The following is a 22,738-nucleotide window of genomic DNA, read 5'->3' as shown; positions in this document are numbered from 1 at the left end:
GATCATCCGCCTCTTGAGTAAGCAGTCCGCTCAGATTGGAGGCAATGTTGGTTCGAGTTCTCCGCGCCGCCGCCGCTCAGATGGGGCCGACGCAAAAAGCGGACTCGCGAGAGCATACGCTTGGCCGGATGTTGGCGTTGCTGGAGGAGGCGGCTGCGCGCGGCGCAACACTGGTCGTTTTTCCGGAACTGGCGTTCACGACCTTCTTCCCGCGATGGCTTATCGAGGGCGACGCACTCGATCATTACTTCGAGCGTGGCATGCCAAATCCGGCCGTGCAGCCCTTGTTCGACCGCGCCCGGGCGCTCGGCATCGGCTTCTACGTCGGGTATGCCGAACTGACATCGGGCGGTCAGCGCTTCAACTGTTCGATCCTGGTCGATCGTGACGGAGAAGTTCTCGGGCGCTATCGCAAGGTGCATTTGCCGGGCTCGGTCGAGCCGCGTGCCGGCGCAGCCTATCAGCAGCTTGAAAAGCGTTATTTCGAGTATGGCGATCTGGGATTTCCTGCCTTTCGGGCGGGACCGGACTGGAGCCACGCAATCATGGGGATGATGATCTGCAACGATCGCCGCTGGCCGGAAGCCTGGCGCGTGCTGGGCCTGCAGGGCGTCGAACTGGTTTGCGTCGGCTACAACTCCGCCGCTTACGATCCAAACGGCGGTGTCTCCGAAGACGCGGCGCTGCGCACCTTCCATTCCAAGCTCGTAACGCAAGCCAACGCCTACATGAACGCCACCTGGGCGATCGCGGTCGCCAAGGCGGGGAGCGAGGATGGCTCCGGGCTGATCGGTGGCTCCTGCATCGTGGATCCCAACGGCCGGATCGTCGCCGAAGCGCAAACGCTCGTGGACGAAATTGTGGTCGCAGACCTCGACCTCGATCTTTGCCGCCAGGGCAAGGACAAGATGTTCAATTTCGCCGCGCACCGGCGGCCGGAGCAATACACTGTCATCACAGAGCGTGCCGGTGTCATAGAGCCGGCCACGCTCGATGCGGTTAAACATCAAGCGGCCAGTCGCGGTGCGGGCCGAAGGAGCTGACATGACACGCCTCTCGTTCTCCGTTGGGGTCGCCGCGCTCTTCGTCATTGCAACGGCACAAGCCGCCGAATTGCCGGAATCGATCAAGCAGGCGGGCACTTTACGGCTGACGGTCAACTCGACCTACGCCCCCATGGAATATCGCGATCCCACCACAAACCAGCTCGTCGGGCTCGATATCGATCTCGCCAACGAACTCGCCAAGCGGCTGGGCGTGAAGATCGTCTGGAGCGAAACGCCGTTCGCCGAACTCATTCCCTCATTGCAGACCAAGCGCGCGGATTTCATCATCAGCGGCATTTCGGACCGCGGTTCGCGACGCGAGACCGCCGATTTCATCGACTATCTGGCGACAGGTCCGCAGTTCTTCGTCCTGACGGAAAATGCGGCGAAGTCTCCCATCGATCTCTGCGGCAAGAAGGTCGGGACGACGCGCAGCACCAGTTTCCCGGTCGAGATCGAGAAATGGAGCAAGCAGAATTGCGAGGCGAACGGCAAGCCCGCCGTGCAATATGTTCCGGGCGAAAACAGCATCGATGTCCGCAACCAGCTCAAGCAGGGCCGTATCGACGCCGCGGTGCAGGGCAGCGAAACGTTGCCTTACGCCCAAGGGCAGGAGGCCGGCAAATACCGCATTTTGGGTGAACCGTTCTCCACCGGCTATCAGGGCATCATGTTCCGGAAGGACGATGCAGCGCTGCGCGAAGTGGTGACGGAACATCTCGCAGCGATGATGGCTGACGGTTCCTACAAGGCCATTCTCGATAAATATGGATTGGGCGCGAACGCCGTGGCCCAACCGATGATGAATGCGTCCACGCAATGAGAGCAGCACCCACGCTCGCGGAAGGTTTCCCCGATATTTCGGAGATAACGGTCGCGCGTCAGGCTCACTGGGGGCGCTGGCTCGCTGCGGCGGCGATTCTCGTTGTGCTGGCGGCGATCGGTCGCGCTTTCGTCAACGGTCAGATTGAATGGACTTATGTCAGCCGCTTCCTGACAGCGAAGGTGATCCTCGAAGGTATCACCAACACCATGGTGATGGCGGTGCTCGCGATGGCCCTCGGCATCGTGTTGGGCGTCGTCGTCGCAATCATGAGGCTCTCGTCCAATCCGGTGCTGACGTCGGTTGCCGCTGGCTATACGTGGCTGTTCCGCGGCACGCCGTTGATCCTGCAGTTACTGCTGTGGTTCAACCTCGCGCTGGTATTTCCGACGATCGGCATTCCGGGCCTATGGTCGGCCCGGGCGGTCGACGTCATGACGCCGTTTCTGTCCGCACTTCTCGGCCTCGGCATCAATCAGGGCGCTTACACTTCCGAGGTGATGCGGGCGGGCATGCTGTCGGTCGACGTCGGACAATATGAGGCCGCGCAGGCGATCGGCATGGGGCGGCTGCGCGCGCTGCGCCGGATCATCCTGCCGCAGGCGATGCGGGTAGTGATCCCGCCGCTCGGCAACGAATTCATCGGCATGGTGAAGGCCACGTCGCTCGCCAGCGTCATTCAGTATCCGGAGGTGCTGCACAACGCCGAGAATATCTACTACGCGAATTCACGCGTGATCGAACTCCTGATCGTCGCCGGCTCCTGGTATCTGCTCGTCGTGTCGATCCTGACTCCTTTGCAGATGCTCCTCGAACGGCGCTTCGCGCGTGGAGCATTGCAGATCACCCGATGACCCAGCCGCTCGTCGCCATCCGTTCGGTCAGCAAGAACTTTGGGGAGTTTCAGGCCCTGAATCGTGTCTCGCTCGACGTCAGCGCAGGTGAAGTGCTGTGCCTGATCGGCGCGTCGGGATCGGGCAAGACGACGCTGCTGCGTTGCATCAATCAGCTTACGTCGACCGATAGCGGCGGCATCTGGCTCGATGGCGAGTTGCTGGGCGTCCGAGAAGAGGGTGGGCGATTGCATCGTCTCACCGAGCGGCAGATTGCACGGCAGCGCCTGAAGACCGGCATGGTGTTTCAGCGCTTCAACCTGTTCCCGCACAAGACCGCGCTTGAAAATATCACCGAAGGTCCAGTGCAGGTGCAGGGCCGCAGTCGCGAAGACGCGCGGGCGGAGGCGATGGAGCTTCTCGGGCGCGTTGGGTTGGCGGCGAAAGCCGATGCCTATCCATCACAGCTTTCCGGCGGACAGCAGCAGCGGGTGGCGATTGCCCGCGCGCTCGCCATGAAGCCGATGCTGATGCTGTTCGACGAGCCGACCAGTGCCCTCGATCCTGAACTGGTCGGAGAGGTGCTTGCCGTCATGAAGGAGCTTGCCCGCAGTGGCATGACAATGATGGTGGTGACGCACGAGCTCGGCTTCGCGCGGGAGGTGGCGGATACGGTCGTCTATATGGATCATGGCGCCATCGTCGAGTCCGGGCCTGCGGCGGAGGTTCTGGGCAAGCCCCGTGAAGTGCGTACTCAATCCTTTCTTTCCGCGGTGATCTGATGGAGCGATTGTCATGATGAAATGGTTTCTCGCTGCCGCGCTCACTTGCGCCGCTATGATTTCGGCCATGGCGATCGAACTGCCTCCGGAAATCGCCAAGCAGGGCAGTATCAAGGTCGCCATCGTACCGAATTATCCGCCGATGGAATTCCGCGACCCCGCGACCAACACGCTGACCGGTTTCGACGTCGAGCTTGGCGAGGCGCTCGGCAAGAAGCTCGGCATCAAGATCGACTGGCAGCAAACCAGTTTCGACCAGATGATGCCTGCGATTTCGACGGGGAGGGTGGATGCGATCCTGTCCGGCATGACGGATATGGCGAGCCGGCAGGACACGGCGACCTTTGTCGACTACCTCCGCAACGGACCCCGGTTCTTCGTGCAGCAATCGCGCGCCGCCGAGTTCAACGACACGACGGCATTTTGCGGGAAAAAGGTCGGTGCCAGCCGGCGCACATCGTTTCCAAAGCTGATTGCTGCCTGGAGCGACGCCCATTGCGGCGGCAATCCTATTCAATTCGTCGGCACTGAAGGATCGGCCGATGCCCGGACCCAGCTCAGGCAGGGACGGATCGACGCGGCCGTGCAGGGCGGCGAGACGCTTCCCTACATGATGGACCTCGAGCCGGGCGTCTATCTCCCGGTCGGCGACGTCTTCGCGACCCAGTTCACCGGGCTTGCGTTGGGCGTGAAGGAGAAGGTGCTGCAGCAGGCGGTCGTGGAGGCGCTGGACTCGTTGATCGCGGACGGCACCTACCGTGCCTTGCTGGCGAAGTGGAAATTGACCGACTACGGTGTAGAGAAGGCGACCATCAATGCTGGACAGTAAAGCACTCGCGAGCATTCCGCTCATTCCCGCAAACACCGCGCCGCCGGCTCCGGACTACCCCTGGCCCAAGCCTTACACCTCGGCGATGTTCCTCTCCTTCGACGTGGACGCGGAGAGCGCCTGGACCAGCAAGGATGCGTTACACGCCCAGCGCCTCATCACCATGAGCTACGGCGGCTACGAGGCGCGCGTCGGCACGCCGAAACTTTTGGAGCTGCTCGATCAGCTTGACCTGAAGGCGACGTTCTTCGTCACCGGCTGGTCGGTGGATGCGCATCCCGCGATGGCAGAGGCTATTCTGAAGGCGGGCCACGAGATCGGCCATCATGGCTACCACCATCTGCTGCCGGATCCGGGCGACCCCTGGATCGAGGAGGAGCTGGAGCGGGGGTTTGAGGCGCTGAAGCGAAGGCTTGGCGTCAAGCCGACCGGCTATCGGGCGCCCTACGGCGAATTCACCGAGGAATTGCGTGTGGCGCTGGTGCGCCACGGCATCGTCTACACCTCGTCATTTCGCGACGACGTGCGGCCTTACCGCCATCGCCTTGCGGATGGCAAGCCGGGCACGATCGAGCTTCCGGTGACCGCAAGCTACGACGACTGGATGCACGGACTGTCCGCCCGATTTAGCCCGCGGCCGATCTTTCCCAAGGAGCATGTGCTCTCGATCTGGAAGGATGAGCTCGACGAGGTCAGGGATTGGGGCGCGATGGTTACGACCGTGCTGCATCCGCAATGCAGCGGCCGCCCGATGCGGCTTCGGCTGCTGCGGGAATTTCTCACCTATGCCAAATCCTGCCCCGATCTGTGGATCACGACCGGAGAGGCGATCGCGGCGAATTTCAGCAGTCACGAAGCGGCCACCCTCTGAGAACCGCGCTGATCAAATATTGGAATCCTCGATGCTCGTTTCCCGTCGTTCACTGCTAAAGGCCGCCGCCACGGCGCCGGCGTTGTCGCTGCCAGGGATCCTGCGGGCGCAGTCGCAGACCACGCTGCGCTTTATTCCGGTGATCGACCTGACTTTCATCGATCCGATCTACTCCACGGCGCAGGTTTCCCGAAACCACGGATTCATGGTCTACGATACGCTCTATGGCATGAATTCGGCGCTCGAGGTTTCGCCTCAGATGGTGTCCGGGCATGTCGTTTCCAACGACGAGCGGCAGTGGGACCTGACGCTGCGCGACGGCCTGCTATGGCATGACGGCGAGCGCGTGCTGGCGCGCGATTGCGTCGCGAGCATTCGCCGATGGGCGGCCCGCGACGGCTTCGGCGCCGAGCTGATGGCCGCAACCGACGAACTGTCGGCGCCTGATGACCGCACCATCCGCTTTCGGCTGAGCAGGCCTTTCCCTCTGTTGCCTGCGGCGCTCGGCAAGGCCGCGATCCAGGCGCCGTTCATGATGCCGGAGCGGCTGGCGAGCCAGGATCCGTTCAAACCGCTGGGCGAGGTCGTGGGCAGCGGTCCCTTCCGCTTTGTGGCGGATGAGCGCGTGCAGGGCGCGCGCAACGTATACGCCCGTTTCGATCGCTATCAGCCCCGTCAGGACGGCAAGCCCGATTGGACTGCCGGTCCCAAGATCGTTCATTACGACCGCGTGGTCTGGACGACGATGCCGGATGCCGCGACGGGGGTGGCAGCGCTGCAAACGCGCGAGCAGGATTGGCAGGAGACAACGCCGCATGACCTGTTGCCGGTGCTGAAACGGACCGGTGGCATCACCACCCGGATTCTCGATCCGCGGGGGTACACCTGCATGCTGCGCGTGAACCATCTGCAGCCGCCGTTCGACAATCCCGCCATCCGCAGGGCGCTGCTGGGCGCGATCGACCAGTCCGCCTTCATGACGGCGGTTGCAGGCGACGATCCTGCTTACCAATCCTCACCGATCGGCTTCTTTGCGCCGGGTACGCCGATGGCGAGCGATGTCGGCCTCGATGTGTTCCGCGGGCCGCGCGACATGGCGAAGGTCAAGGCCGACCTGAAAGCGGCTGGTTACAATGGCGAGAAGGTGGTGCTCCTCGTCCCCACCAACTCGCTTGCGCAAAAACCGCTCGGCGACATCGCAGCCGACATGCTGCAGCAGGCCGGCATGAATGTCGAATATGCCGGGCTGGATTTCGGCGTGGTATTGCAGCGGCAGCTGAAAAAGGATCCCATCGCGCAGGGCGGCTGGAGCGCCGGCGTTGGCAACTGGCAAGGCATCGATTGGCTGACCCCGGCCGGCAATTCGAATCTGCGCGGCGACAGCAAGACGGCCGGCTGGTACAAGAGCGAGAAGATGGGGGCACTGCGAAGCCAGTGGCTCGCCGCCGCCAGCCTTGCCGAGCAGCAGCGGATCTGCCGCGATATCCAGGCACTATCGTTCGAGGAGGTTCCCTACTTCCCGAGCGGTCAGTACAAACAACCGACCGCCTACCGCTCGAACATCACCGGCATCCTCGACGGTACGGCCGTATTCTGGAATGTGAAACCGGCATGAGTACGATCGCGATCTTCGGCAGCTATGTGTTGTCGCGCAGGGATGGCGTGCAGGAGGTGCTGCGCGATCACTGGGTGTTACTGGAAGGAAAAAGGATCGCCGCCGTCACGCGCGAGCGGCCGTCCGCCACCGAGGTGTTCGACAAACCGGGCCGCTTCGTGCTGCCCGGCCTCATGAACCTGCACAACCACTGCTTCAGCGAAGCCGTCGCCCGGACACACACTGAGGACGGCAATGGTCGGCGGAACAACCAGAGCATCGTCTATACGGTGTTGCTGCCGCTGACCAAGCGCGGTGCGGACCTGTTGTCGCCGTCGGAGCGGCTCGCGATCGCGCGGCTCGGCATTCTGCAATTGTTGAAGGGCGGCGCCACCACTGTGATGGAGCCGTTCCGCAATACCATTCCGGAGATGTTCGACGCCGCCGAGGAAATGGGAATCCGCTTCTACGGCGCGCCGTATTTGTTTTCGACCTCGGATGCCAAGGCAGGTCCGGACGGCGTGGTGCATTACGCGGGCGATGACGGCCAGGCCGATATGGACACCTGGAACGCGCTGTACGATCGCTGGAATGGACGCGGCGACGGCCGTATTAGCCTTGCGATGAGCCCGCACGCGACCGACACCTGTGGTCCGGATCTGCTGCGGGCGTGTGCCGCCCGCGCGCGCGAACTCGACATTCCCATCACCACCCATCTCGCGCAAAGCCAGGCTGAAGTCGCGACAATCGGAAGCCGTCACGGCGGTCGCACGCCGGCTGAATATCTCGACTGGCTTGGCCTTCTGGCGCCGGATCTTATGGCGGCGCACTGCATCGCGAGCACCGATGGCGATTTGAAGCTGATGGCGGCGAAGGGCGCCACGGTGCTGAACTGCCCGCGCGTGTTTGCGCGCTCGGGCGTTACCGCGGCGTTCAGCCGGTTCGCGGAGCATGGCGTCCGGACGGTGGTCGGAACCGACGGCTACAACATGGACTTGCTCGGCGAACTCAACGCCGCGTCGATGATCTCGAAGATTGCGTCCGCTCGTGCAGATGTCGCCAACGCACCTGACCTGATCGAGTCGGTCACCGCAACCGCGGCGGCGGTCATCAAGCGGCCGGATCTCGGGACGATCACGCCGGGCGCAACCGCCGACCTCACCGTGGTCGACCTGACCCATCCCCATTTACAGCCGCTGTTCGACCCACGGCGCGGGCTCGTCGCGCTCGGGAACCGCGCCAACATCGATCAGGTCATCGTTGACGGGCGTGTACTGATCGATGCGGGCCGGTACATTCACGGCGACGAAGCCGCGATGATTTCGGCCGCGTCAGCGGCGATCGGCAAGATCTGGGATCTGCCGGAAGCCCAGGCGGCCTTCAATGGCTGAACGGCTGGTCGGCACACGCACCGTCAGGAGATTGCAATGCCCATCGATTTGATCCTGCGCGGTGGCCGCGTGATCGACCCCTCCCAGAAGCTCGACGCGGTGACGGATGTCGCCTTCGCGGGTGGCAAAGTGGCCATGGTCGGAAGCGAGCTCAAGGCCGGTCCCGGAACCGATGTGCGGGACGTATCTGACTACATCGTCACCCCCGGTTTGATCGATCTGCACACCCACGTCTATTGGGGCGGCACCTCGCTCGGCATCGACGCCGAGGAGTTCTGCCGTACCTCCGGCGTTACTACGGCAGTCGACACCGGCAGCGCCGGCCCCGGTAATTTCGCCGGCTTCCGCAAGCACGTCATCGAGCCGAGCCAGGTCCGCATTCTGGCCTATCTGCACGTCTCCCACGCCGGCATCTACGGCTTCTCGCACCGGGTCATGGTCGGCGAGAGCGAGGAGATGCGGCTGATGAACCCGATCGACGCCGTCAAGGTGGCAGAGGCCAACCGCGACCTCATCGTCGGCATCAAGGTGCGGGTAGGGCTCCATGCTTCGGGCACCTCGGGGATCGTGCCGCTCGAAATTGCGCTTGAGGTCGCTGAAGAGGTCGGCATGCCGCTGATGGCGCATATCGATCACCCGCCGCCGAGCTATGAGGAGGTGCTTGCCCGGCTGCGTCCAGGCGACGTTCTCACGCACGCGTTCCGGCCGTTTCCCAATACGCCCGCCACAGCCCAGGGCACGGTGAAGAGGGTGGTGCTGGAGGCGCGCGAACGCGGCGTGCTGTTCGACATCGGCCACGGTAAAGGCTCATTCGCCTTCAAGACTGCACGCGCGATGCTTGCCAACGGCTTCTATCCAGACACGATTTCCTCTGACGTCCATGCCCTGTGCATCGACGGGCCGGCCTTTGATCAGGTGACAACCATGTCCAAGTTCCTCTGCATGGGTATGCCGCTCCCTGATGTGGTCGCGGCTTCGACGGTCAACGCGGCGATGGCGCTGCGGCGTCCCGAACTCGGCAGCCTCAAGCCGGGAAGCGCGGGAGACGCCACCCTCATCTCGGTCGAGCAAGGCCGGTTCGACTATGTCGACGCCGTCGGCGAGCAACTGATCGGCGACCGCAAGATTGTGTCCGAAGGCGTCGTCATTGCCGGCCGTTGGTGGCACCCGAAGCAATCGCCGAAGTTCAAGCAACTCGCAGGTTAGAACCGCAAATGGATATCACCGCGCGAAAATGTGATCGCTTGCAAGGGCTTCTCGTGTGGTCGGCCGGAAGTCGGCGGGCGCGTGAGCTGGCCGTGCTGGCATACCGCTTGCAAGCAAAAGGAGACTGATTGGCATCGGTTTGACTGGCCCGTTTCACCTCGTGCGGCGTCGAACCTTCGGCCACTGAATTGGCCGGAACTGCCATGACAACCCGAGACTGGGAGAGCCCTATGGATCGCAGAACTGTGTTGAAGGGATTGGCCGGGGTAGGAAGCTTGGCGGCGACGGGCGGCCTTTCGATGCCGGCGCATTCCCAAGGCGCTGCGGCGCGCACCTTGCGCTTTGTGCCGCAGGCCAATCTCGCGAATTTCGATCCGATCTGGGGGACCCAGTATGTCGTGCGCAACGCCGCCGCGCTGGTGTGGGACACCCTCTACGGCCTCGACGCCACGCTGCAGCCGCAGCGCCAGATGGTCGAGTCCGAGGAGGTGTCCGATGACGGGCTGGTCTGGACTTTTCGGCTCCGGCCGGGGTTGAAATTTCACGACGGCGAACCGGTGCTGAGCAAGGATGTGGTGGCGAGTCTCGCGCGCTGGTCGGCGCGCGATCCGATGGGCCTGATGCTCAAGGCGATCCAGAACGAGCTGACCGCCGTTGATGACCGAACCTTCAAATGGGCGCTGAAGGCGCCGTATCCGAAGATGCTGCTGGCATTGGGCAAGAACAGCACGCCCTGCGCGTTCATCATGCCGGAGCGTATCGCCCAGACCGACCCGTTCAAGCAGATCCCCGAATATATCGGCTCAGGCCCCATGAAATTCGCAAAGGGCGAATGGGTGCCTGGCGCCAAGGCGGTGTTCGAGAAGTTTGCCGATTACACGCCGCGGCAGGAGAAGACGTCCTGGCTCGCCGGCGGCAAGCAGATGCTGGTTGACCGCATCGAATGGGTGGTGATCCCGGATGCCGCCACGGCGGCGGCAGCACTTCAGAACGGCGAGGTCGATTGGTGGGAGAGCCCCATCACCGATCTCGTGCCGTCGCTCAAGAAGAACCGCAACATCAACGTCGACATCGCCGATCCCCTCGGCAACATCGGCTCATTCCGGATGAACCACCTGCATCCGCCCTTCAACGATGTGAAGGTGCGACGTGCCGTGCTCGCGGCGCTGAGCCAGGAAGACTACATGCGCGCGCTGGTCGGCGACGATACCGCGCTTTGGAAGCCGTTGCCGGGCTTCTTCACGCCGGATACGCCGCTCTACACGGAAGAGGGCGGCGAGATCCTGAAAGGCAAGCGCGATCTCGCAATGGCAAAGAAGCTGCTGGCCGAGAGCGGCTATTCAGGCCAGCCGGTCACCTGCGTGGTGGCGCAGGATCAACCGATCACCAAGGCGCAAGGCGATGTCACCGCCGATCTGCTCAAGCAGATGGGCATGAATGTCGATTTCGTCGCGACCGATTGGGGTACGGTCGGTTCCCGCCGCGCCCAGAAAACGCCGCCGGGCCAAGGCGGCTGGGGGATGTTTCATACCTGGCACGCCGGCGCGGACTGCGTCAATCCGGCCGTCTACAACGCTGTACGTGGCACTGGCGACAAGGCGTGGTTTGGCTGGCCCACTAGCGCGGCCGTGGAAAAGGAAGTCACGGCATGGTTCGATGCCAAAAATCTCGATGAGGAGAAGGCTGCGGTCAAGCGCCTCAACAAGGCGGCGATGGAGGACGTGGTCTATGCGCCGACCGGCTTCTTCCTGAGCTACACGGCGTGGCGCAAGGACGTCTCCGGTATCGCCAAGGGGCCGCTGCCCTTCTTCTGGGGCGTGTCGAAGACCGCATGACGGCGCAGTAAACCCACATGGTCTCGTATATCCTTCGGCGCGTTCTCTCGACCTTGCCCGTGATGGGGATCGTCGCGCTGTTCGTCTTCAGTCTGCTCTACATCGCGCCGGGCGATCCGGCCGCGGTGATTGCAGGCGACCAGGCGAGCCCGGCCGACGTTGAGCGCATACGCCAGGGCCTTGGCCTCGACCGGCCGTTTCTGATCCAGTTCGGGACCTGGCTCTGGCATATCCTGCATGGCGATCTCGGCACCTCGATCTTTACCAACCTGCCGGTCTCCGCGATGATCGCGCAGCGCATCGAGCCGACATTCTCGCTGATGGCGATTACGCTCGTCCTGACCATCCTTGTCGCGGTGCCGCTCGGCGTGGCGGCGGCGTGGAAGGCGGGAAGCTGGATCGACCGCACTATCATGGCATTCGCCGTGTTCGCCTTCTCGCTTCCGGTCTTTGTTGTCGGATACGTCCTTGCCTATGTGTTCGCGCTGCAGTTCGAATGGCTTCCCGTGCAAGGCTACACGCCGCTTGCAAGAGGCTTCTGGCCATGGCTGCAGAACCTCATTCTTCCCGCCCTGGCCCTCGGCACCGTCTACATCGCGCTGATCGCGCGCATTACCCGCGCCTCCATGCTCGAAGTGCTGCAGCAAGATTATGTTCGCACCGCCCGCGCCAAAGGCCTCGGGCAGCGCAACATCCTGTTCGTTCACGCGCTGAAAAACGCAGCCGTTCCGATCGTGACGGTGATCGGTATCGGCATCGCTCTCTTGATCGGCGGCGCGGTGGTGACCGAAAGCGTGTTCGCCATTCCGGGACTTGGCCGGCTCACGATCGACGCGATCCTGCGCCGCGATTATCCGGTCATCCAGGGCATCGTGCTGCTGTTCAGCTTCCTCTATGTGCTCGTCAACCTGATGGTCGACGTCACCTACACCCTGGTCGATCCGAGGATCCGCTATTGAGCATCTCCACGTCAAGCACGGCGCCGGTGCCGCCGGGCCTCGTCATCGCGCCGCAACTGCCGGACCTGCTGCTGCCGGTGGCCATCCGGCGCGGTGTGTTCGGCTTCCTGCGCGGTCATCCAACGGTTGCGATCGGCGGCGCCTTGCTGCTCTGCCTCGTCCTGGTTGGGATCTTCGCGCCCTGGCTTGGGACCGTCGACCCGACCGCGCTCGCGCCCGCCAAGCGCACGCGCCTGCCTTCCGCGGATTTCTGGTTCGGCACCGACCTGCTCGGCCGTGACATCTATTCACGCGTGCTCTACGGGGCACGGGTGTCGCTCACCGTGGGCTTGTCGGTAGCCATACTGTCCTCACTCGCCGGTCTCGCTATTGGCCTGGTTTCGGGGTTCGTGCGATGGGCGGACAGCATCCTGATGCGGTTCATGGACGGGCTGATGTCGATCCCGCCGATTTTGCTGGCCGTCGCACTGATGGCGCTGACACGCGCGAGTGTCGGCAACGTCATCCTGGCCATCACGATTGCCGAAGTCCCGCGCGTCTCGCGGCTGGTGCGCAGTGTCGTGCTGTCGCTGCGCGAGCAGCCCTATGTGGATGCCGCCACGGCCTCGGGCACGCGAACGCCGATGGTCATCCTGCGTCACATCCTGCCCAACACGCTGGCGCCGATGCTGGTCCAGGCAACCTATATCTGCGCCAGCGCCATGATCGTGGAGTCGATCCTCTCCTTCATCGGCGCCGGCACGCCACCCACCATTCCGTCCTGGGGCAACATCATGGCCGAGGGCAGGGCGCTCTGGCAGGTCAAGCCTTACATCGTGTTCTTTCCCGCCGCGTTTCTGTCCGTCACTGTGCTCGCCGTCAACCTGCTCGGCGACGGCCTACGTGATGCGCTCGATCCGCGAATGGCCAAGAGTCTCTGATCCGATGGCATTGCTCGAAGTCGAAAATCTGCAGACTCATTTCCGTACCCCCGAGGGTATCAACCGGGCCGTCGACGGCGTCTCCTTTCATGTCAACGAAGGTGAAACGCTGGCCATCGTCGGCGAATCCGGCTGCGGCAAGTCGGTTACCTCGATGTCGCTGATGCGGCTCATCGCCGAGCCCCCGGGCAAGATCGCAGGTTCTATCCGCTTCCAGGGCAAGGATCTGCTGCAACTCTCCGAACGGGAGATGCGCGCCATTCGCGGCAACGACATTTCGATGATTTTCCAGGAACCGATGACGAGCCTCAATCCGGTGCTGACAGTCGGCCGTCAGATCGGCGAGACGCTGCGGATGCATCAGGGGCTCGACAAGCAGGCGGCAGAGGCCCGCGCCATCGAGATGCTGACATTGGTCGGTATCCCGGAGCCTGTGCGGCGCGTGCGCGAATATCCGCATCAGCTTTCCGGCGGCATGCGGCAGCGCGTGATGATCGCCATGGCGCTCGCCTGCAATCCAAAACTCCTGATCGCCGACGAGCCGACCACGGCGCTTGACGTCACCATCCAGGCGCAGATCCTGCAGCTGATGCTCGACCTCAAGCGCCGCGTTGGCGCGGCGATCGTTCTGATTACACACGATCTCGGTGTGGTCGCTGAAATCGCCGAGCGCGTCATGGTGATGTATGCCGGCCGCAAGGTCGAGGAGGCGCCGGTCGCCGAACTGTTCCGCTCGCCCCGTCATCCCTATACGCAGGGCCTGCTTGGCGCGGTGCCCAAGCTCGGCTCTTCGCTAACAGGCGCGGCGCGGCGGCTCGCCGAAATCCCCGGCCAGGTACCCAGCCTCAAGGGGCGGATCGAGGGCTGCGTCTTTGCCGGGCGATGTTCGCTCGCGACCGATCTTTGCCGGCAGGTCGCCCCGGGTCTCGAAGAGAAAGGGCCCCGCCACATCGCCGCCTGTCATTACGCGCGCAAGGAGGCGGCCGCGGCATGAGCGCCCCATTGCTCCAGGTCAACGACCTCAAGAAGCATTTTCCGGTCCGTGGCGGCCTGTTCAGCCGCAAGTCCAACTGGGTCTATGCCGTGGACGGTGTTTCCTTCGAGGTCGAGCGCGGCGAGACGCTGTCTCTCGTCGGCGAATCCGGTTGCGGCAAGTCGACGGTCGGCCGGGCCATCCTGCGGCTGTTCGACATCACCGGCGGGCAGGTGGTGCTGGATGGCCAGCGGATCGATGATCTTTCCCCCGGCGGCTTGCGCAGCATGCGCCGCCGCGTGCAGGTGGTGTTCCAGGATCCGTTCTCCAGCCTCAACCCGCGCATGCGCGTCCGCGACATCCTGGCCGAGCCGATCCGCAATTTCGGCCTCGCGAAATCTTCCGCCGAACTCGAGGCGAAGGTTGCGGCGCTGATGGACACTGTGCGGCTGCCGCGCGACGCGCTGGGCCGCCGACCTCATGAATTCTCGGGCGGTCAGCGCCAGCGCATCGGCATCGCCCGGGCGCTTGCCGCGGAACCCGAACTGATCGTCTGCGATGAGGCGGTCTCGGCGCTAGACGTCTCCGTCAAGGCGCAAATCGTCAACCTGCTGCAGGATCTGCAACGGGAGTTCGGTCTCGCGCTGCTCTTCATCAGCCACGATCTCGCGATCGTCGAGCACATGACACACCGCGTTGCTGTCATGTATCTCGGCAAGATCGTCGAGATGGCGCCCAGGCAGCAAATCTTCACCGCGTCGAGGCATCCCTATACCAGGGCGCTGCTGTCAGCCGTGCCGGTGCCGGAGCCCGGGGCCATTCGCAACCCGATTATCCTGAAGGGCGACGTGCCGAGCCCGATCAATCCGCCCAGCGGGTGCCGCTTCCACACCAGGTGTCCATTCGTGTTCGATCGCTGCCGGACGGAAGAGCCGGAGCTTCGTTCAGTCGAAGGCGGACAATCGGTGGCGTGTCATCTCAAGGCGTTGCCGGAAGCGCCGGGCTCCGCTCACTGATCCCGTGTTGTGACACCGCCAACCTACTTTGTGCCATAGGCGCGGTCGCCGGCGTCGCCGAGACCCGGCACGATATAGGCGTTGCCGTCCAGCCCCTGGTCGATCGCCGCAAGCCAGATCGGAACGTCCGGATGAATGCCGCGTATGCGCTCGACGCCTTCCGGCGCGCCGATCAGGCAGACCAGTCGAATGTCGTTCGCACCACGCTCTTTCAGCCGATCGACCGCGGCGACGGCGGAGTTCGCCGTTGCCAGCACCGGCGAGATCACGATCACCAGCCGCTCATGCAGATCGCTCGGCGCCTTGAAGAAATACTCTACCGCCGTGAAGGTTTCCGGCTCACGGTAAAGGCCGATATGCGCAATCCGCGCGGTCGGCACCAGATCGAGCATGCCTTCCGCGAAGGTCACGCCGGCACGCAGCACCGGCGCGAACACCAGCTTCTTGCCCGCGATCTGCGGCGACTTCATCTGCGCAAGCGGCGTTTCGATTTCGATATCGGCCAGCGGCAGGTCACGGGTGACTTCGTAACATAGCAGCATCCCGATCTCCTTGAGGAGTTCGCGAAACGACTTGGTTGATCTGTCTTTCTGCCGCAGCAGCGTCAGCTTGTGCTGCACCAGTGGATGCCTAACGATTGTAACGCCGTCCATTTTCTCTGACCTCGGATCTAGAATACCGTACCGTCGCTGATGACTTTTACCGGAGGCGACGCGTCGGGGCGGCGTTCGCGCGCCAGCCGTCGGCCCGCAGCCCACGTGCCGCCCTCCAGAATTTTCGCCAGCGGCATCGACGTGGCATCGCGTCCTAGCCGATGCCGCAGACCATCGGCCACGCGGTCGAGCAGCGCCACCGTCAGCGCCCGCCATTCCACGACCAACTGTGACGATACCTCGTGTTCTTGCTGCGCTGCTGCTGCATCGCGAAATGCGAGCACGCCGGTATCGACGAACAGCCCGCCATTGCGATATTCGGCAAGGCCGGTCAGGCCGTCGATATCGGTCACGCTGATGCCGGATGTCTGCAGCGGTTCGATGAGAGAGTATGCCAGCCACTGCGAGAGCTTGTGCAGCGGCACCAGGCCATTGGTCGCATCCGCGGTCGTCAACGCCGGATGCCGCCAGCAATCGCCGAGCGCGATCCCGCCCAGCGTCAGCCGCGACGGCCAGATCGGCCCGAGTTGTTGCAGCAGTTCAGTTAAAATCGTCGGGGCGGGCAGGTTTCCACCCTCCGCCAGCATCGCAAGCCGGTCGAACAGGCCGCCGGGCCGCGGCATGTCGCGGCTGCCGAATATTTCCGGTTTCGAGGCCACCAGCCGGCCCAGGCGACGCAACAGGTCAGCGCGGCCGTCCATCCCGACCAGCGGATTGGCATCCGAGACTTGCATGCCGCGTTCGAGGTCGGCAACGCCAAGATTCGCGAGCACGCCGGCATCGACGCGCAAGGGCTCAAGCGGGGCTGCCGAGAATGCGCCACCCGTGAACATGGCAAGGCTGGCCAGCCCCAAGCCTTCCGAACGGCCGATCGCCGATCCGGTTTTGGGATCACGATAGCGCCACGATGGACCGGCGCCGGCATCCAGGAAGACGCTGACAATGGCCAGATCGAATTCGGCCCGGGCGCGGGCCGCGCGATCGTGCCAGCCGGTCCGGTCGGCGACAGCAGCCCAACGATTATCCCCATCGGTGACGAAGTGCCGCCAGCGCGAATGAAACGGCACGTCGAACGAAGGGTAGGCGTTGCGCGTCGTTTCCAGCACCAGATCGACCGCGCCGTCCATGCGATCGAGGTCGATGCGGAAGTTTGGAAGCCTGTCTTCAAGGCCGATGGCGAGCATGCGGTGCGCGCGCTCGCGGACTGCCGTCGCACTTAGTAGCGTCAAAGCGGCTGACGCCTCCGGATTTGCAAGGGACAAGGCCGCCGCCTCTCTCAATATTTTTCGAGCGAACGGCCGACCGGGTTGTCCGGGTCTTGCTGCGGCTCGGGCGTGTAGTAACCCGCGGCCTTCTTGGCCGCGATTTCCACATGGGCGTCGGCCGGGATCATGTCGTCGGGGATAGGCACACGCTCGACGATTTCGATGCCCTGGCCGGTGAGCGCGTCGTGCTTCATGTCGCTCATGGAAACGAAGCGGTCGATCCGCTTGAGGCCGAGCCAGTGCACCACGTCCGGCATCAGTTGCTGGAAGCGGGCGTCCTGCACGCCGGCGACGCATTCGGTACGCTCGAAATACTGGGCGGCGGCGTCGCCGCCTTCCTGCCGCTTGCGGGCGTTGTAGACGAGAAATTTGGTCACTTCGCCGAGCGCGCGGCCTTCCTTGCGATTGTAGATGATGATGCCGAGCCCGCCGCTTTGGCCTGCGCGCGCGCATTCCTCGATGCCGTGAATGAGGTAGGGACGGCAGGTGCAGATGTCAGAACCAAACACGTCGGAGCCGTTGCATTCATCATGCACGCGGCAGGTTATCTTGGTTGAGTGGTCCGGCAGTTTGCTGACGTCGCCGAACAGATAGGCTGTGGTGCCGCCGATCGGCGGCAGAAAGACATGCAGATCGGGCCGCGTCACCAGTTCCGGAAACATGCCGGCGGTCTGTTCGAACAGTTGCCGGCGCAGATTGTTCTCGGTGGTTGCGAAGCGCGCCGCCAGGCCGGGCAGATACCAGACCGGGTCGATCGCGATCTTGACCACGGAGACGCTGCCATTCTTGTGCACGACCGTGCCATCCTGCCTGAGCCGTCCAGCCTCGATCGCTGCCTGCAGTTCGGGCAGATCAAGACGGGCACGCGTGATGGCAATACTCGGACGGATGTCGATGCCCTCAGTGATCTCGCTCGCGAAGGTCTCCGCGGCGAGATGTCCCCATGGATCGAGCGAGACGATCCGCTGCGGCTCGGTCCATTGCGGAAACGGCCCGATCGTTTCAGCAGGGTGGGTATTGGTGAGGTCCGGACGTCGGATCGGGTCGAGGGCGCCGGACGAGACGGCGAGCGCGCGATAGACCGAATAGGAGCCGCCGTGGGTGCCGATCACGTTGCGGTCCTGCGGGCGCGACACCGTGCCGATCACCGGTCCGCGTTCGCGCGCGCTGGTTGCGCCCCAGGCGATCGGGAATTTAAGCTTGGCACCCGGTGCCGGGTGCGACGTAATGCGAATATGATCAATCCGATTGGAACGAGTCATCGCCACGAACCCTGAAACGGCGACGGCCCGCCTAAATAGACGGGCCTGGTCACCAACATCAAAATCTCAGCAGCGGCTGCGGCTGAGACAGTAGTATAGTCAGATTTCGACCGAACACAACGGCGATTTGAGTTCGGGTACGTCAGGACATACCAGCCGTTAACCCTTTCGGTGCGGAGGGCTGGGGTGCCGGTTCTTGCGCCCGCGGGTCATCGCGGAAAACGAGATCGAGAAGCGGGACTATTCGTCGTGCGCTTGACGCGCGCGATCAGGTACGGTGCGCGTGGCCCCCACGACAACCTGTGGCTTGATTGAGTTGGCGACCGTCGGCGCTTCAGAACTGGTGCTCGCGGTGACAAGCAGAAACGCAGAACTGACGTGCGTCTCGCGAACTGTCTCCAGAATTGACTTCGTGTGAGCCAAAACTTTAACTGCCGACGTCGATCGAGCCGGATAGGATTCCGAGCTCCGCAGACTGCTTCATTTTCATGCAAGCATCGCCTCAAATGGAAGCATCCAGAAAGTTGTCCATGCGCGTCATCAACGTTGCCGCCGCCCAGTTGGGCCGAATCCAGAAAGCCGACAGCCGCGAAGCCGTCGTCAAGCGCATGATCGCGCTGATGGATGAAGCCAAGGCGAAGGGCGCTGATCTGATCGTCTATCCGGAGCTCGCGCTCACCACGTTCTTTCCGCGCTGGTACATGGAGGATCAGGCCGAGGTCGATACCTGGTTCGAACGCGAGATGCCGAATGCGGCGACAAGGCCCTTGTTTGAGCGGGCCGCCCACCACGGGATGGCAATGAATTTTGGCTATGCCGAACTGACGCCGGACGGGCATTATTTCAACACCTGCATCCTCACCGACCAATCCGCGAAAATTGTCGGCAAGTACCGCAAGGTTCATCTGCCCGGTCATTCGGAATTCGACACGAAACGCGCGTTCCAGCATCTGGAGAAGCGCTACTTCGAGCCGGGCGATCTCGGCTTCAACGTCTGGCGCGCGCTCGGCGGCATCTTCGGCATGGCGGTCTGCAACGACCGGCGCTGGCCGGAGACCTATCGCGTGATGGGCCTGCAAGGCGTCGAGATGGTGCTGATCGGCTACAACACGCCCTCGGTCAATGCCGAGAAGATCGAGGAGGGGCCAGAAAAGCGGCTGTTCCACAACCGGCTTTCCGCGCAGGCCGGCGCCTACCAGAATTCCACCTGGGTCGTATGCGTCGCCAAGGCCGGGGTGGAGGATGGCCACCCCTTGATTGGCGGCAGCCTGATTGTCGATCCGGACGGCGAGATCGTTGTCGAGGCCAAGACCGAAGAGGATGAGCTGCTGGTTCACCCCTGCGATCTCGACGCCACCATCTTCGGCAAGAACACGATCTTCAATTTCGCGCTGCACCGCCGCATTGAGCATTACGGCCTGATCACCAGCCGCACCGGCGCGGTGCCGCCTCCGGAAAACTAGATGTCCGGTATCTCCTTCCGCGAACTTGCCCCCCACGACCGGTACAAGCTGCTGTGCGGGATCGTCGTGCCGCGGCCGATCGCGCTGGTCACGACGCTCGACGAGAACGGCAGCGTCAACGCGGCTCCGTTCAGCTTCTTCAACGTCTTCTCCGAAGATCCGCCCCTTCTGGTACTCGGCCTGCAGCACAAGGCGGATTTCAGCCCAAAGGACACCACGCGCAACATCCACCGCAGCGGGCAGTTCGTTGTGCACTTGGTGGACGAGGCGCTGGCCGCAACCATGAACGACTGCGCGATCGATTTTCCCTCCGGTGACAGCGAAGTGGAGGCGACGGGGCTAAAGACACTGCCGTCGATCGATATCGCGGTGCCGCGATTGGCTGCGGCACCTTTTGCGCTCGAATGCCGGCAGCATGTCGCACTCGCCTTCGGGCCCGGCCGTGAGCTTCTCGTCGGTGAGGTGCTGCGCCTGCACGCGCGCGAGGGCCTGATCGACCAGGAAAAGATGTATGTCGATTTCGAGGCCTACCAGCCGATCGGCCGCTTGTTCGGCAATCTCTACGCCGCCCAACGCGATACCTTTACGCTGGCGCGCGAAAGCCACGCGCAATGGCTCCTGCGCAACGGAGCGGCCGAAACGTCCGACCAAAATCAGTGATGCGAGAACTGCACGGTGCCCAGCGCCATGGTCACGGCCGCCTGGGTCGGGTCGATCACGGGAATCCCGAGCGCCTGCTCCAGCGGCCGGCGATGACGCGCCATGCCGGCACAGCCCATCACGATGGCGCCGGATCCGTCTTCGTCCTTGAGCGCGCGCCCGACCTCGATCATCTTCGCGAGCGTTCCTTCGCCCGACGCTGTCTCCGCCACACTCATGTTGAGCGGCCGTTCCCTGGTCAGGCGATCCATCAAACCCATCTGCCTGAGGTAGCGGACATGGCGGCGGATCGAGCGCTGTGCGATTGCAATGACGCCGAAGGTTTCAGCGCGCGCGAGCGCTGTCAGCACACCGCATTCGGCGATGCCGAACACGGGCCGGTCGGTGGCTTCGCGGCAGACGTGCAGGCCCGGATCGCTGTAGCAGGCGATGACAAAGGCGGCCGAATGGTTGTCGCCTTCGACGAGGCGGCGCAGCGGCATCGCCACGCCATCGACGTCGGCCTGGCTTTCGATCCCGTAGGGGCCTTCAGTCAGCGTCTCGCAGACAATCTCCGGTCCGCCTTCAAAGCCAAGCGGCTTCAAGGCTTGCTCCAGCCCTTGTGTGACGAGTTGGTTGGAGTTGGGATTGATGACGAGAATGCGTGGCCGGGACATGGTATTTTCCTGCGGGATGATGCGTCGGTTGATACCGCGAGACCGGCGCGCAACAAGACGACAATGGAGGCAATGACCGTGCCATCCAGTGATGCATGGTCCACTGTCTGCCGCGAAAGCGCAAGGGAGGGTAACGGCACGATCTGTGCTTTTATCCGGTGAATGCAAGACTTAGGATTCAGGACTCAATAGTTGGAGACTTTGCCATGACCGAGCCCGCCTACGACCTTCTCATTCGCGGCGGACGCGTCGCGACCGTGAGTGATGTATTCGAGGCCGACGTCGCCATTTCCGGTGAAACGATCGTCGCCGTCGGCCGCGGGCTGCCGGGCGCGCGGCGGGAGATCGACGCGCGGGGCAAGCTGGTGCTGCCCGGCGGTGTCGACAGCCACGCCCATATCGAGCAGCTCTCCGCTGCAGGCATCGTGAACGCCGATACGTTCGAGAGCGCGACCGTCTCGGCAGCCTTCGGCGGCACCACCACCGTGATTCCGTTTGCGGCCCAACATGTCGGCATGAAACTGCCCCAGGTGCTGGAGGAGTATCACGCGCTCGCGAGAAAGGGCGCCGTGATCGACTATGCCTTTCACATGATCATCGCCGATCCGACCAGGGAAACGTTGGAAAATGATTTGCCGGCGCTGATCAAGCAGGGCCATGGCTCGATCAAGATCTTCATGACCTATGATCGCCTGAAGATCGACGACGAGCCGCTGCTCGACATTCTGCTTGCGGCGCGCGACGGCGGCGCGATGCTCTGTGCGCATGCCGAGAACCACGGGATCATTTCCTGGATGGTGAAGCGGCTGCTGGCGCGCGGCTATACCGATCCAAAATATCACGCCATCAGCCACGCCCGCGTCTCGGAAGCGGAGGCCTTCAACCGGCTGATCGGAATGGCCGCGCTGATCGATCAGCCGATCATGATCTTTCACGTCTCGACCGCCGAAGGCGCCAAGGTGATCCGCGATGCGCGCGGACAGGGGCTGAAGGTGTTCGCGGAGACCTGCCCGCAATATCTCTTTCTTACCGCCGACGATCTCGACAAGCCCGGCGTCGAAGGCGCCAAATGGATGTGCAGCCCGCCGCCGCGCCGCGCCGCCGACCAGGAAGCGCTGTGGCAGGCGCTTGCGCTTGGCGATCTCCAGACCGTTTCATCCGATCATGCGCCGTACCGGTTCGATGAGACCGGAAAACTGCGCGCCGGCCCCAATCCCAATTTCAAGCAAGTAGCGAACGGCCTGCCGGGGCTAGAGGTACGGTTGCCGCTGCTGTTCGATGCCATGGTGTCCGAGGGCCGCCTGGGGCTCGAAAAATTCGTCGAACTGACCGCGACTGCGCCGGCGAAGATCTACAATCTTCATCCGCGCAAGGGATCGATCGCGGTTGGCGCCGATGCTGACATCGCGATCTGGGACCCGGCGCGAGAGGTCACGCTGAGCGACGCCATGATGCATGATCTGGCGGGCTATACGCCCTTCGCCGGCCGCAAGCTGCGGGGCTGGCCGGTTACGGTGCTGTCGCGCGGGCGTGTCATCGTGGCGGACGGCAAACGGTCGGTCGAAGCAGGCTCGGGCCGCTTCCTCCCGCGCGCAGGAGGCGAGGCGGCGAAGCCGACTGGGCGCCTGATGCCGGACATGGATCCCGAGCAGAATTTCGGCGCGACCCTGCTGTGATCCATCCGCCGCGACGTGTTCGGAT

General features: G+C 63.4%; 21 protein-coding genes. 17 read left to right on the top strand and 4 right to left on the bottom strand.

The window, feature by feature from the left end; genetic code table 11:
* The first annotated feature begins 44 nt into the window (after window positions 1-44).
* From V1286_RS19520 to V1286_RS19455, 14 genes are all read left to right on the top strand, one after another.
* Window positions 45-1,043, top strand: a complete 999-nt coding sequence (locus V1286_RS19520) for an N-carbamoyl-D-amino-acid hydrolase (protein ID WP_334481827.1) — start codon at window positions 45-47, stop codon at window positions 1,041-1,043.
* A gap of 1 nt (window position 1,044) precedes the next feature.
* Window positions 1,045-1,869: an ABC transporter substrate-binding protein gene (locus V1286_RS19515; RefSeq protein WP_334481826.1), complete on the top strand. Its 825-nt coding sequence runs from the start codon at window positions 1,045-1,047 to the stop codon at window positions 1,867-1,869.
* Complete coding sequence (locus V1286_RS19510) at window positions 1,866-2,723, top strand: amino acid ABC transporter permease (RefSeq protein ID WP_334481825.1); 858 nt, start codon at window positions 1,866-1,868, stop codon at window positions 2,721-2,723. The genes V1286_RS19515 and V1286_RS19510 overlap by 4 nt, the downstream gene beginning before the upstream one ends.
* Entirely contained in the window at window positions 2,720-3,484 is a 765-nt protein-coding gene (locus V1286_RS19505; RefSeq protein WP_334481824.1) for an amino acid ABC transporter ATP-binding protein, read from the top strand. Before V1286_RS19510 ends, V1286_RS19505 begins: the two co-directional genes overlap by 4 nt.
* A 13-nt stretch (window positions 3,485-3,497) precedes the next feature.
* Window positions 3,498-4,313, top strand: coding sequence for an ABC transporter substrate-binding protein (locus tag V1286_RS19500; protein ID WP_334481823.1), 816 nt, complete (start codon window positions 3,498-3,500; stop codon window positions 4,311-4,313).
* Complete coding sequence (locus V1286_RS19495) at window positions 4,300-5,184, top strand: polysaccharide deacetylase family protein (RefSeq protein ID WP_334481821.1); 885 nt, start codon at window positions 4,300-4,302, stop codon at window positions 5,182-5,184. Before V1286_RS19500 ends, V1286_RS19495 begins: the two co-directional genes overlap by 14 nt.
* 31 nt (window positions 5,185-5,215) lie before the next feature.
* Entirely contained in the window at window positions 5,216-6,799 is a 1,584-nt protein-coding gene (locus tag V1286_RS19490; protein ID WP_334481819.1) for an ABC transporter substrate-binding protein, read from the top strand.
* Window positions 6,796-8,169 carry an amidohydrolase family protein gene (locus V1286_RS19485; RefSeq protein WP_334481817.1) on the top strand — a complete coding sequence of 458 codons (1,374 nt, stop codon included), beginning with the start codon at window positions 6,796-6,798 and terminating at the stop codon, window positions 8,167-8,169. The genes V1286_RS19490 and V1286_RS19485 overlap by 4 nt, the downstream gene beginning before the upstream one ends.
* Before the next feature lie 36 nt (window positions 8,170-8,205).
* A complete protein-coding gene (locus V1286_RS19480) occupies window positions 8,206-9,375 on the top strand; it encodes an amidohydrolase/deacetylase family metallohydrolase (protein WP_334481816.1) in 1,170 nt (389 codons plus the stop codon).
* Between the two features lie 230 nt (window positions 9,376-9,605).
* A complete protein-coding gene (locus tag V1286_RS19475; RefSeq protein WP_334481815.1) occupies window positions 9,606-11,210 on the top strand; it encodes an ABC transporter substrate-binding protein in 1,605 nt (534 codons plus the stop codon).
* A 17-nt stretch (window positions 11,211-11,227) separates the two neighbouring features.
* Window positions 11,228-12,169, top strand: coding sequence for an ABC transporter permease (locus V1286_RS19470; RefSeq protein WP_334481813.1), 942 nt, complete (start codon window positions 11,228-11,230; stop codon window positions 12,167-12,169).
* Window positions 12,166-13,089, top strand: coding sequence for an ABC transporter permease (locus V1286_RS19465; protein WP_334481811.1), 924 nt, complete (start codon window positions 12,166-12,168; stop codon window positions 13,087-13,089). The genes V1286_RS19470 and V1286_RS19465 overlap by 4 nt, the downstream gene beginning before the upstream one ends.
* Window positions 13,090-13,093: 4 nt before the next feature.
* Window positions 13,094-14,083, top strand: a complete 990-nt coding sequence (locus V1286_RS19460) for an ABC transporter ATP-binding protein (RefSeq protein ID WP_190241758.1) — start codon at window positions 13,094-13,096, stop codon at window positions 14,081-14,083.
* Window positions 14,080-15,078 (top strand): ABC transporter ATP-binding protein, encoded by a 999-nt coding sequence (locus V1286_RS19455; protein WP_334481808.1) that lies wholly within the window; start codon window positions 14,080-14,082, stop codon window positions 15,076-15,078. The genes V1286_RS19460 and V1286_RS19455 overlap by 4 nt, the downstream gene beginning before the upstream one ends.
* Window positions 15,079-15,101: 23 nt before the next feature.
* Here the strand turns inward: V1286_RS19455 and upp are convergent, their stop codons facing one another.
* From upp to V1286_RS19440, 3 genes are read right to left on the bottom strand one after another with little or no spacing between them, the layout of a single operon-like run.
* Window positions 15,102-15,731, bottom strand: a complete 630-nt coding sequence (upp, locus tag V1286_RS19450; protein WP_334481806.1) for a uracil phosphoribosyltransferase — start codon at window positions 15,729-15,731, stop codon at window positions 15,102-15,104.
* Window positions 15,732-15,748: 17 nt separating this feature from the next.
* Window positions 15,749-16,993: a URC4/urg3 family protein gene (locus tag V1286_RS19445; RefSeq protein WP_334481804.1), complete on the bottom strand. Its 1,245-nt coding sequence runs from the start codon at window positions 16,991-16,993 to the stop codon at window positions 15,749-15,751.
* A gap of 14 nt (window positions 16,994-17,007) precedes the next feature.
* A complete protein-coding gene (locus V1286_RS19440) occupies window positions 17,008-18,258 on the bottom strand; it encodes a GTP cyclohydrolase II (RefSeq protein ID WP_334481803.1) in 1,251 nt (416 codons plus the stop codon).
* A gap of 530 nt (window positions 18,259-18,788) precedes the next feature.
* Between V1286_RS19440 and V1286_RS19435 the strand changes: the two genes are divergently transcribed.
* Together V1286_RS19435 and V1286_RS19430 are read left to right on the top strand one after the other, a co-directional pair.
* Window positions 18,789-19,721, top strand: a complete 933-nt coding sequence (locus tag V1286_RS19435; RefSeq protein ID WP_334481802.1) for an N-carbamoyl-D-amino-acid hydrolase — start codon at window positions 18,789-18,791, stop codon at window positions 19,719-19,721.
* Window positions 19,722-20,381 (top strand): flavin reductase family protein, encoded by a 660-nt coding sequence (locus tag V1286_RS19430; RefSeq protein WP_334481801.1) that lies wholly within the window; start codon window positions 19,722-19,724, stop codon window positions 20,379-20,381.
* On the opposite strand, the gene V1286_RS19425 is transcribed toward V1286_RS19430, so the two are convergent.
* A complete protein-coding gene (locus tag V1286_RS19425; protein ID WP_028349681.1) occupies window positions 20,375-21,037 on the bottom strand; it encodes an aspartate/glutamate racemase family protein in 663 nt (220 codons plus the stop codon). The genes V1286_RS19430 and V1286_RS19425 overlap by 7 nt on opposite strands.
* A 206-nt stretch (window positions 21,038-21,243) precedes the next feature.
* Here V1286_RS19425 and hydA point away from each other — a divergent pair, with 206 nt between their 5' ends.
* Window positions 21,244-22,713 carry a dihydropyrimidinase gene (gene hydA / locus V1286_RS19420; protein ID WP_334481799.1) on the top strand — a complete coding sequence of 490 codons (1,470 nt, stop codon included), beginning with the start codon at window positions 21,244-21,246 and terminating at the stop codon, window positions 22,711-22,713.
* Window positions 22,714-22,738: the final 25 nt, after the last annotated feature.

Origin of the sequence: Bradyrhizobium algeriense (assembly GCF_036924595.1) — a bacterium.
Taxonomy (GTDB): domain Bacteria; phylum Pseudomonadota; class Alphaproteobacteria; order Rhizobiales; family Xanthobacteraceae; genus Bradyrhizobium; species Bradyrhizobium algeriense.
Note: the sequence above shows the minus strand (reverse complement) of the source record. Positions and strands in the feature narration are given on the sequence as shown.

Bases quoted from the DNA above. Each gene is read 5' to 3' on its own strand.
- V1286_RS19505 (WP_334481824.1), top strand. From the start codon at position 2,720: ATGACCCAGCCGCTCGTCGCCATCCGTTCGGTCAGCAAGAACTTTGGG.
- hydA (WP_334481799.1), top strand. From the start codon at position 21,244: ATGACCGAGCCCGCCTACGACCTTCTCATTCGCGGCGGACGCGTCGCG.
- V1286_RS19455 (WP_334481808.1), top strand. From the start codon at position 14,080: ATGAGCGCCCCATTGCTCCAGGTCAACGACCTCAAGAAGCATTTTCCG.
- V1286_RS19490 (WP_334481819.1), top strand. From the start codon at position 5,216: ATGCTCGTTTCCCGTCGTTCACTGCTAAAGGCCGCCGCCACGGCGCCG.
- V1286_RS19435 (WP_334481802.1), top strand. From the start codon at position 18,789: ATGCGCGTCATCAACGTTGCCGCCGCCCAGTTGGGCCGAATCCAGAAA.
- V1286_RS19475 (WP_334481815.1), top strand. From the start codon at position 9,606: ATGGATCGCAGAACTGTGTTGAAGGGATTGGCCGGGGTAGGAAGCTTG.
- V1286_RS19485 (WP_334481817.1), top strand. From the start codon at position 6,796: ATGAGTACGATCGCGATCTTCGGCAGCTATGTGTTGTCGCGCAGGGAT.
- V1286_RS19425 (WP_028349681.1), bottom strand. From the start codon at position 21,037: ATGTCCCGGCCACGCATTCTCGTCATCAATCCCAACTCCAACCAACTC.
- V1286_RS19440 (WP_334481803.1), bottom strand. From the start codon at position 18,258: ATGACTCGTTCCAATCGGATTGATCATATTCGCATTACGTCGCACCCG.
- V1286_RS19480 (WP_334481816.1), top strand. From the start codon at position 8,206: ATGCCCATCGATTTGATCCTGCGCGGTGGCCGCGTGATCGACCCCTCC.
- V1286_RS19520 (WP_334481827.1), top strand. From the start codon at position 45: ATGTTGGTTCGAGTTCTCCGCGCCGCCGCCGCTCAGATGGGGCCGACG.
- V1286_RS19500 (WP_334481823.1), top strand. From the start codon at position 3,498: ATGATGAAATGGTTTCTCGCTGCCGCGCTCACTTGCGCCGCTATGATT.
- V1286_RS19510 (WP_334481825.1), top strand. From the start codon at position 1,866: ATGAGAGCAGCACCCACGCTCGCGGAAGGTTTCCCCGATATTTCGGAG.
- V1286_RS19495 (WP_334481821.1), top strand. From the start codon at position 4,300: ATGCTGGACAGTAAAGCACTCGCGAGCATTCCGCTCATTCCCGCAAAC.
- V1286_RS19470 (WP_334481813.1), top strand. From the start codon at position 11,228: ATGGTCTCGTATATCCTTCGGCGCGTTCTCTCGACCTTGCCCGTGATG.
- V1286_RS19515 (WP_334481826.1), top strand. From the start codon at position 1,045: ATGACACGCCTCTCGTTCTCCGTTGGGGTCGCCGCGCTCTTCGTCATT.
- upp (WP_334481806.1), bottom strand. From the start codon at position 15,731: ATGGACGGCGTTACAATCGTTAGGCATCCACTGGTGCAGCACAAGCTG.
- V1286_RS19460 (WP_190241758.1), top strand. From the start codon at position 13,094: ATGGCATTGCTCGAAGTCGAAAATCTGCAGACTCATTTCCGTACCCCC.
- V1286_RS19430 (WP_334481801.1), top strand. From the start codon at position 19,722: ATGTCCGGTATCTCCTTCCGCGAACTTGCCCCCCACGACCGGTACAAG.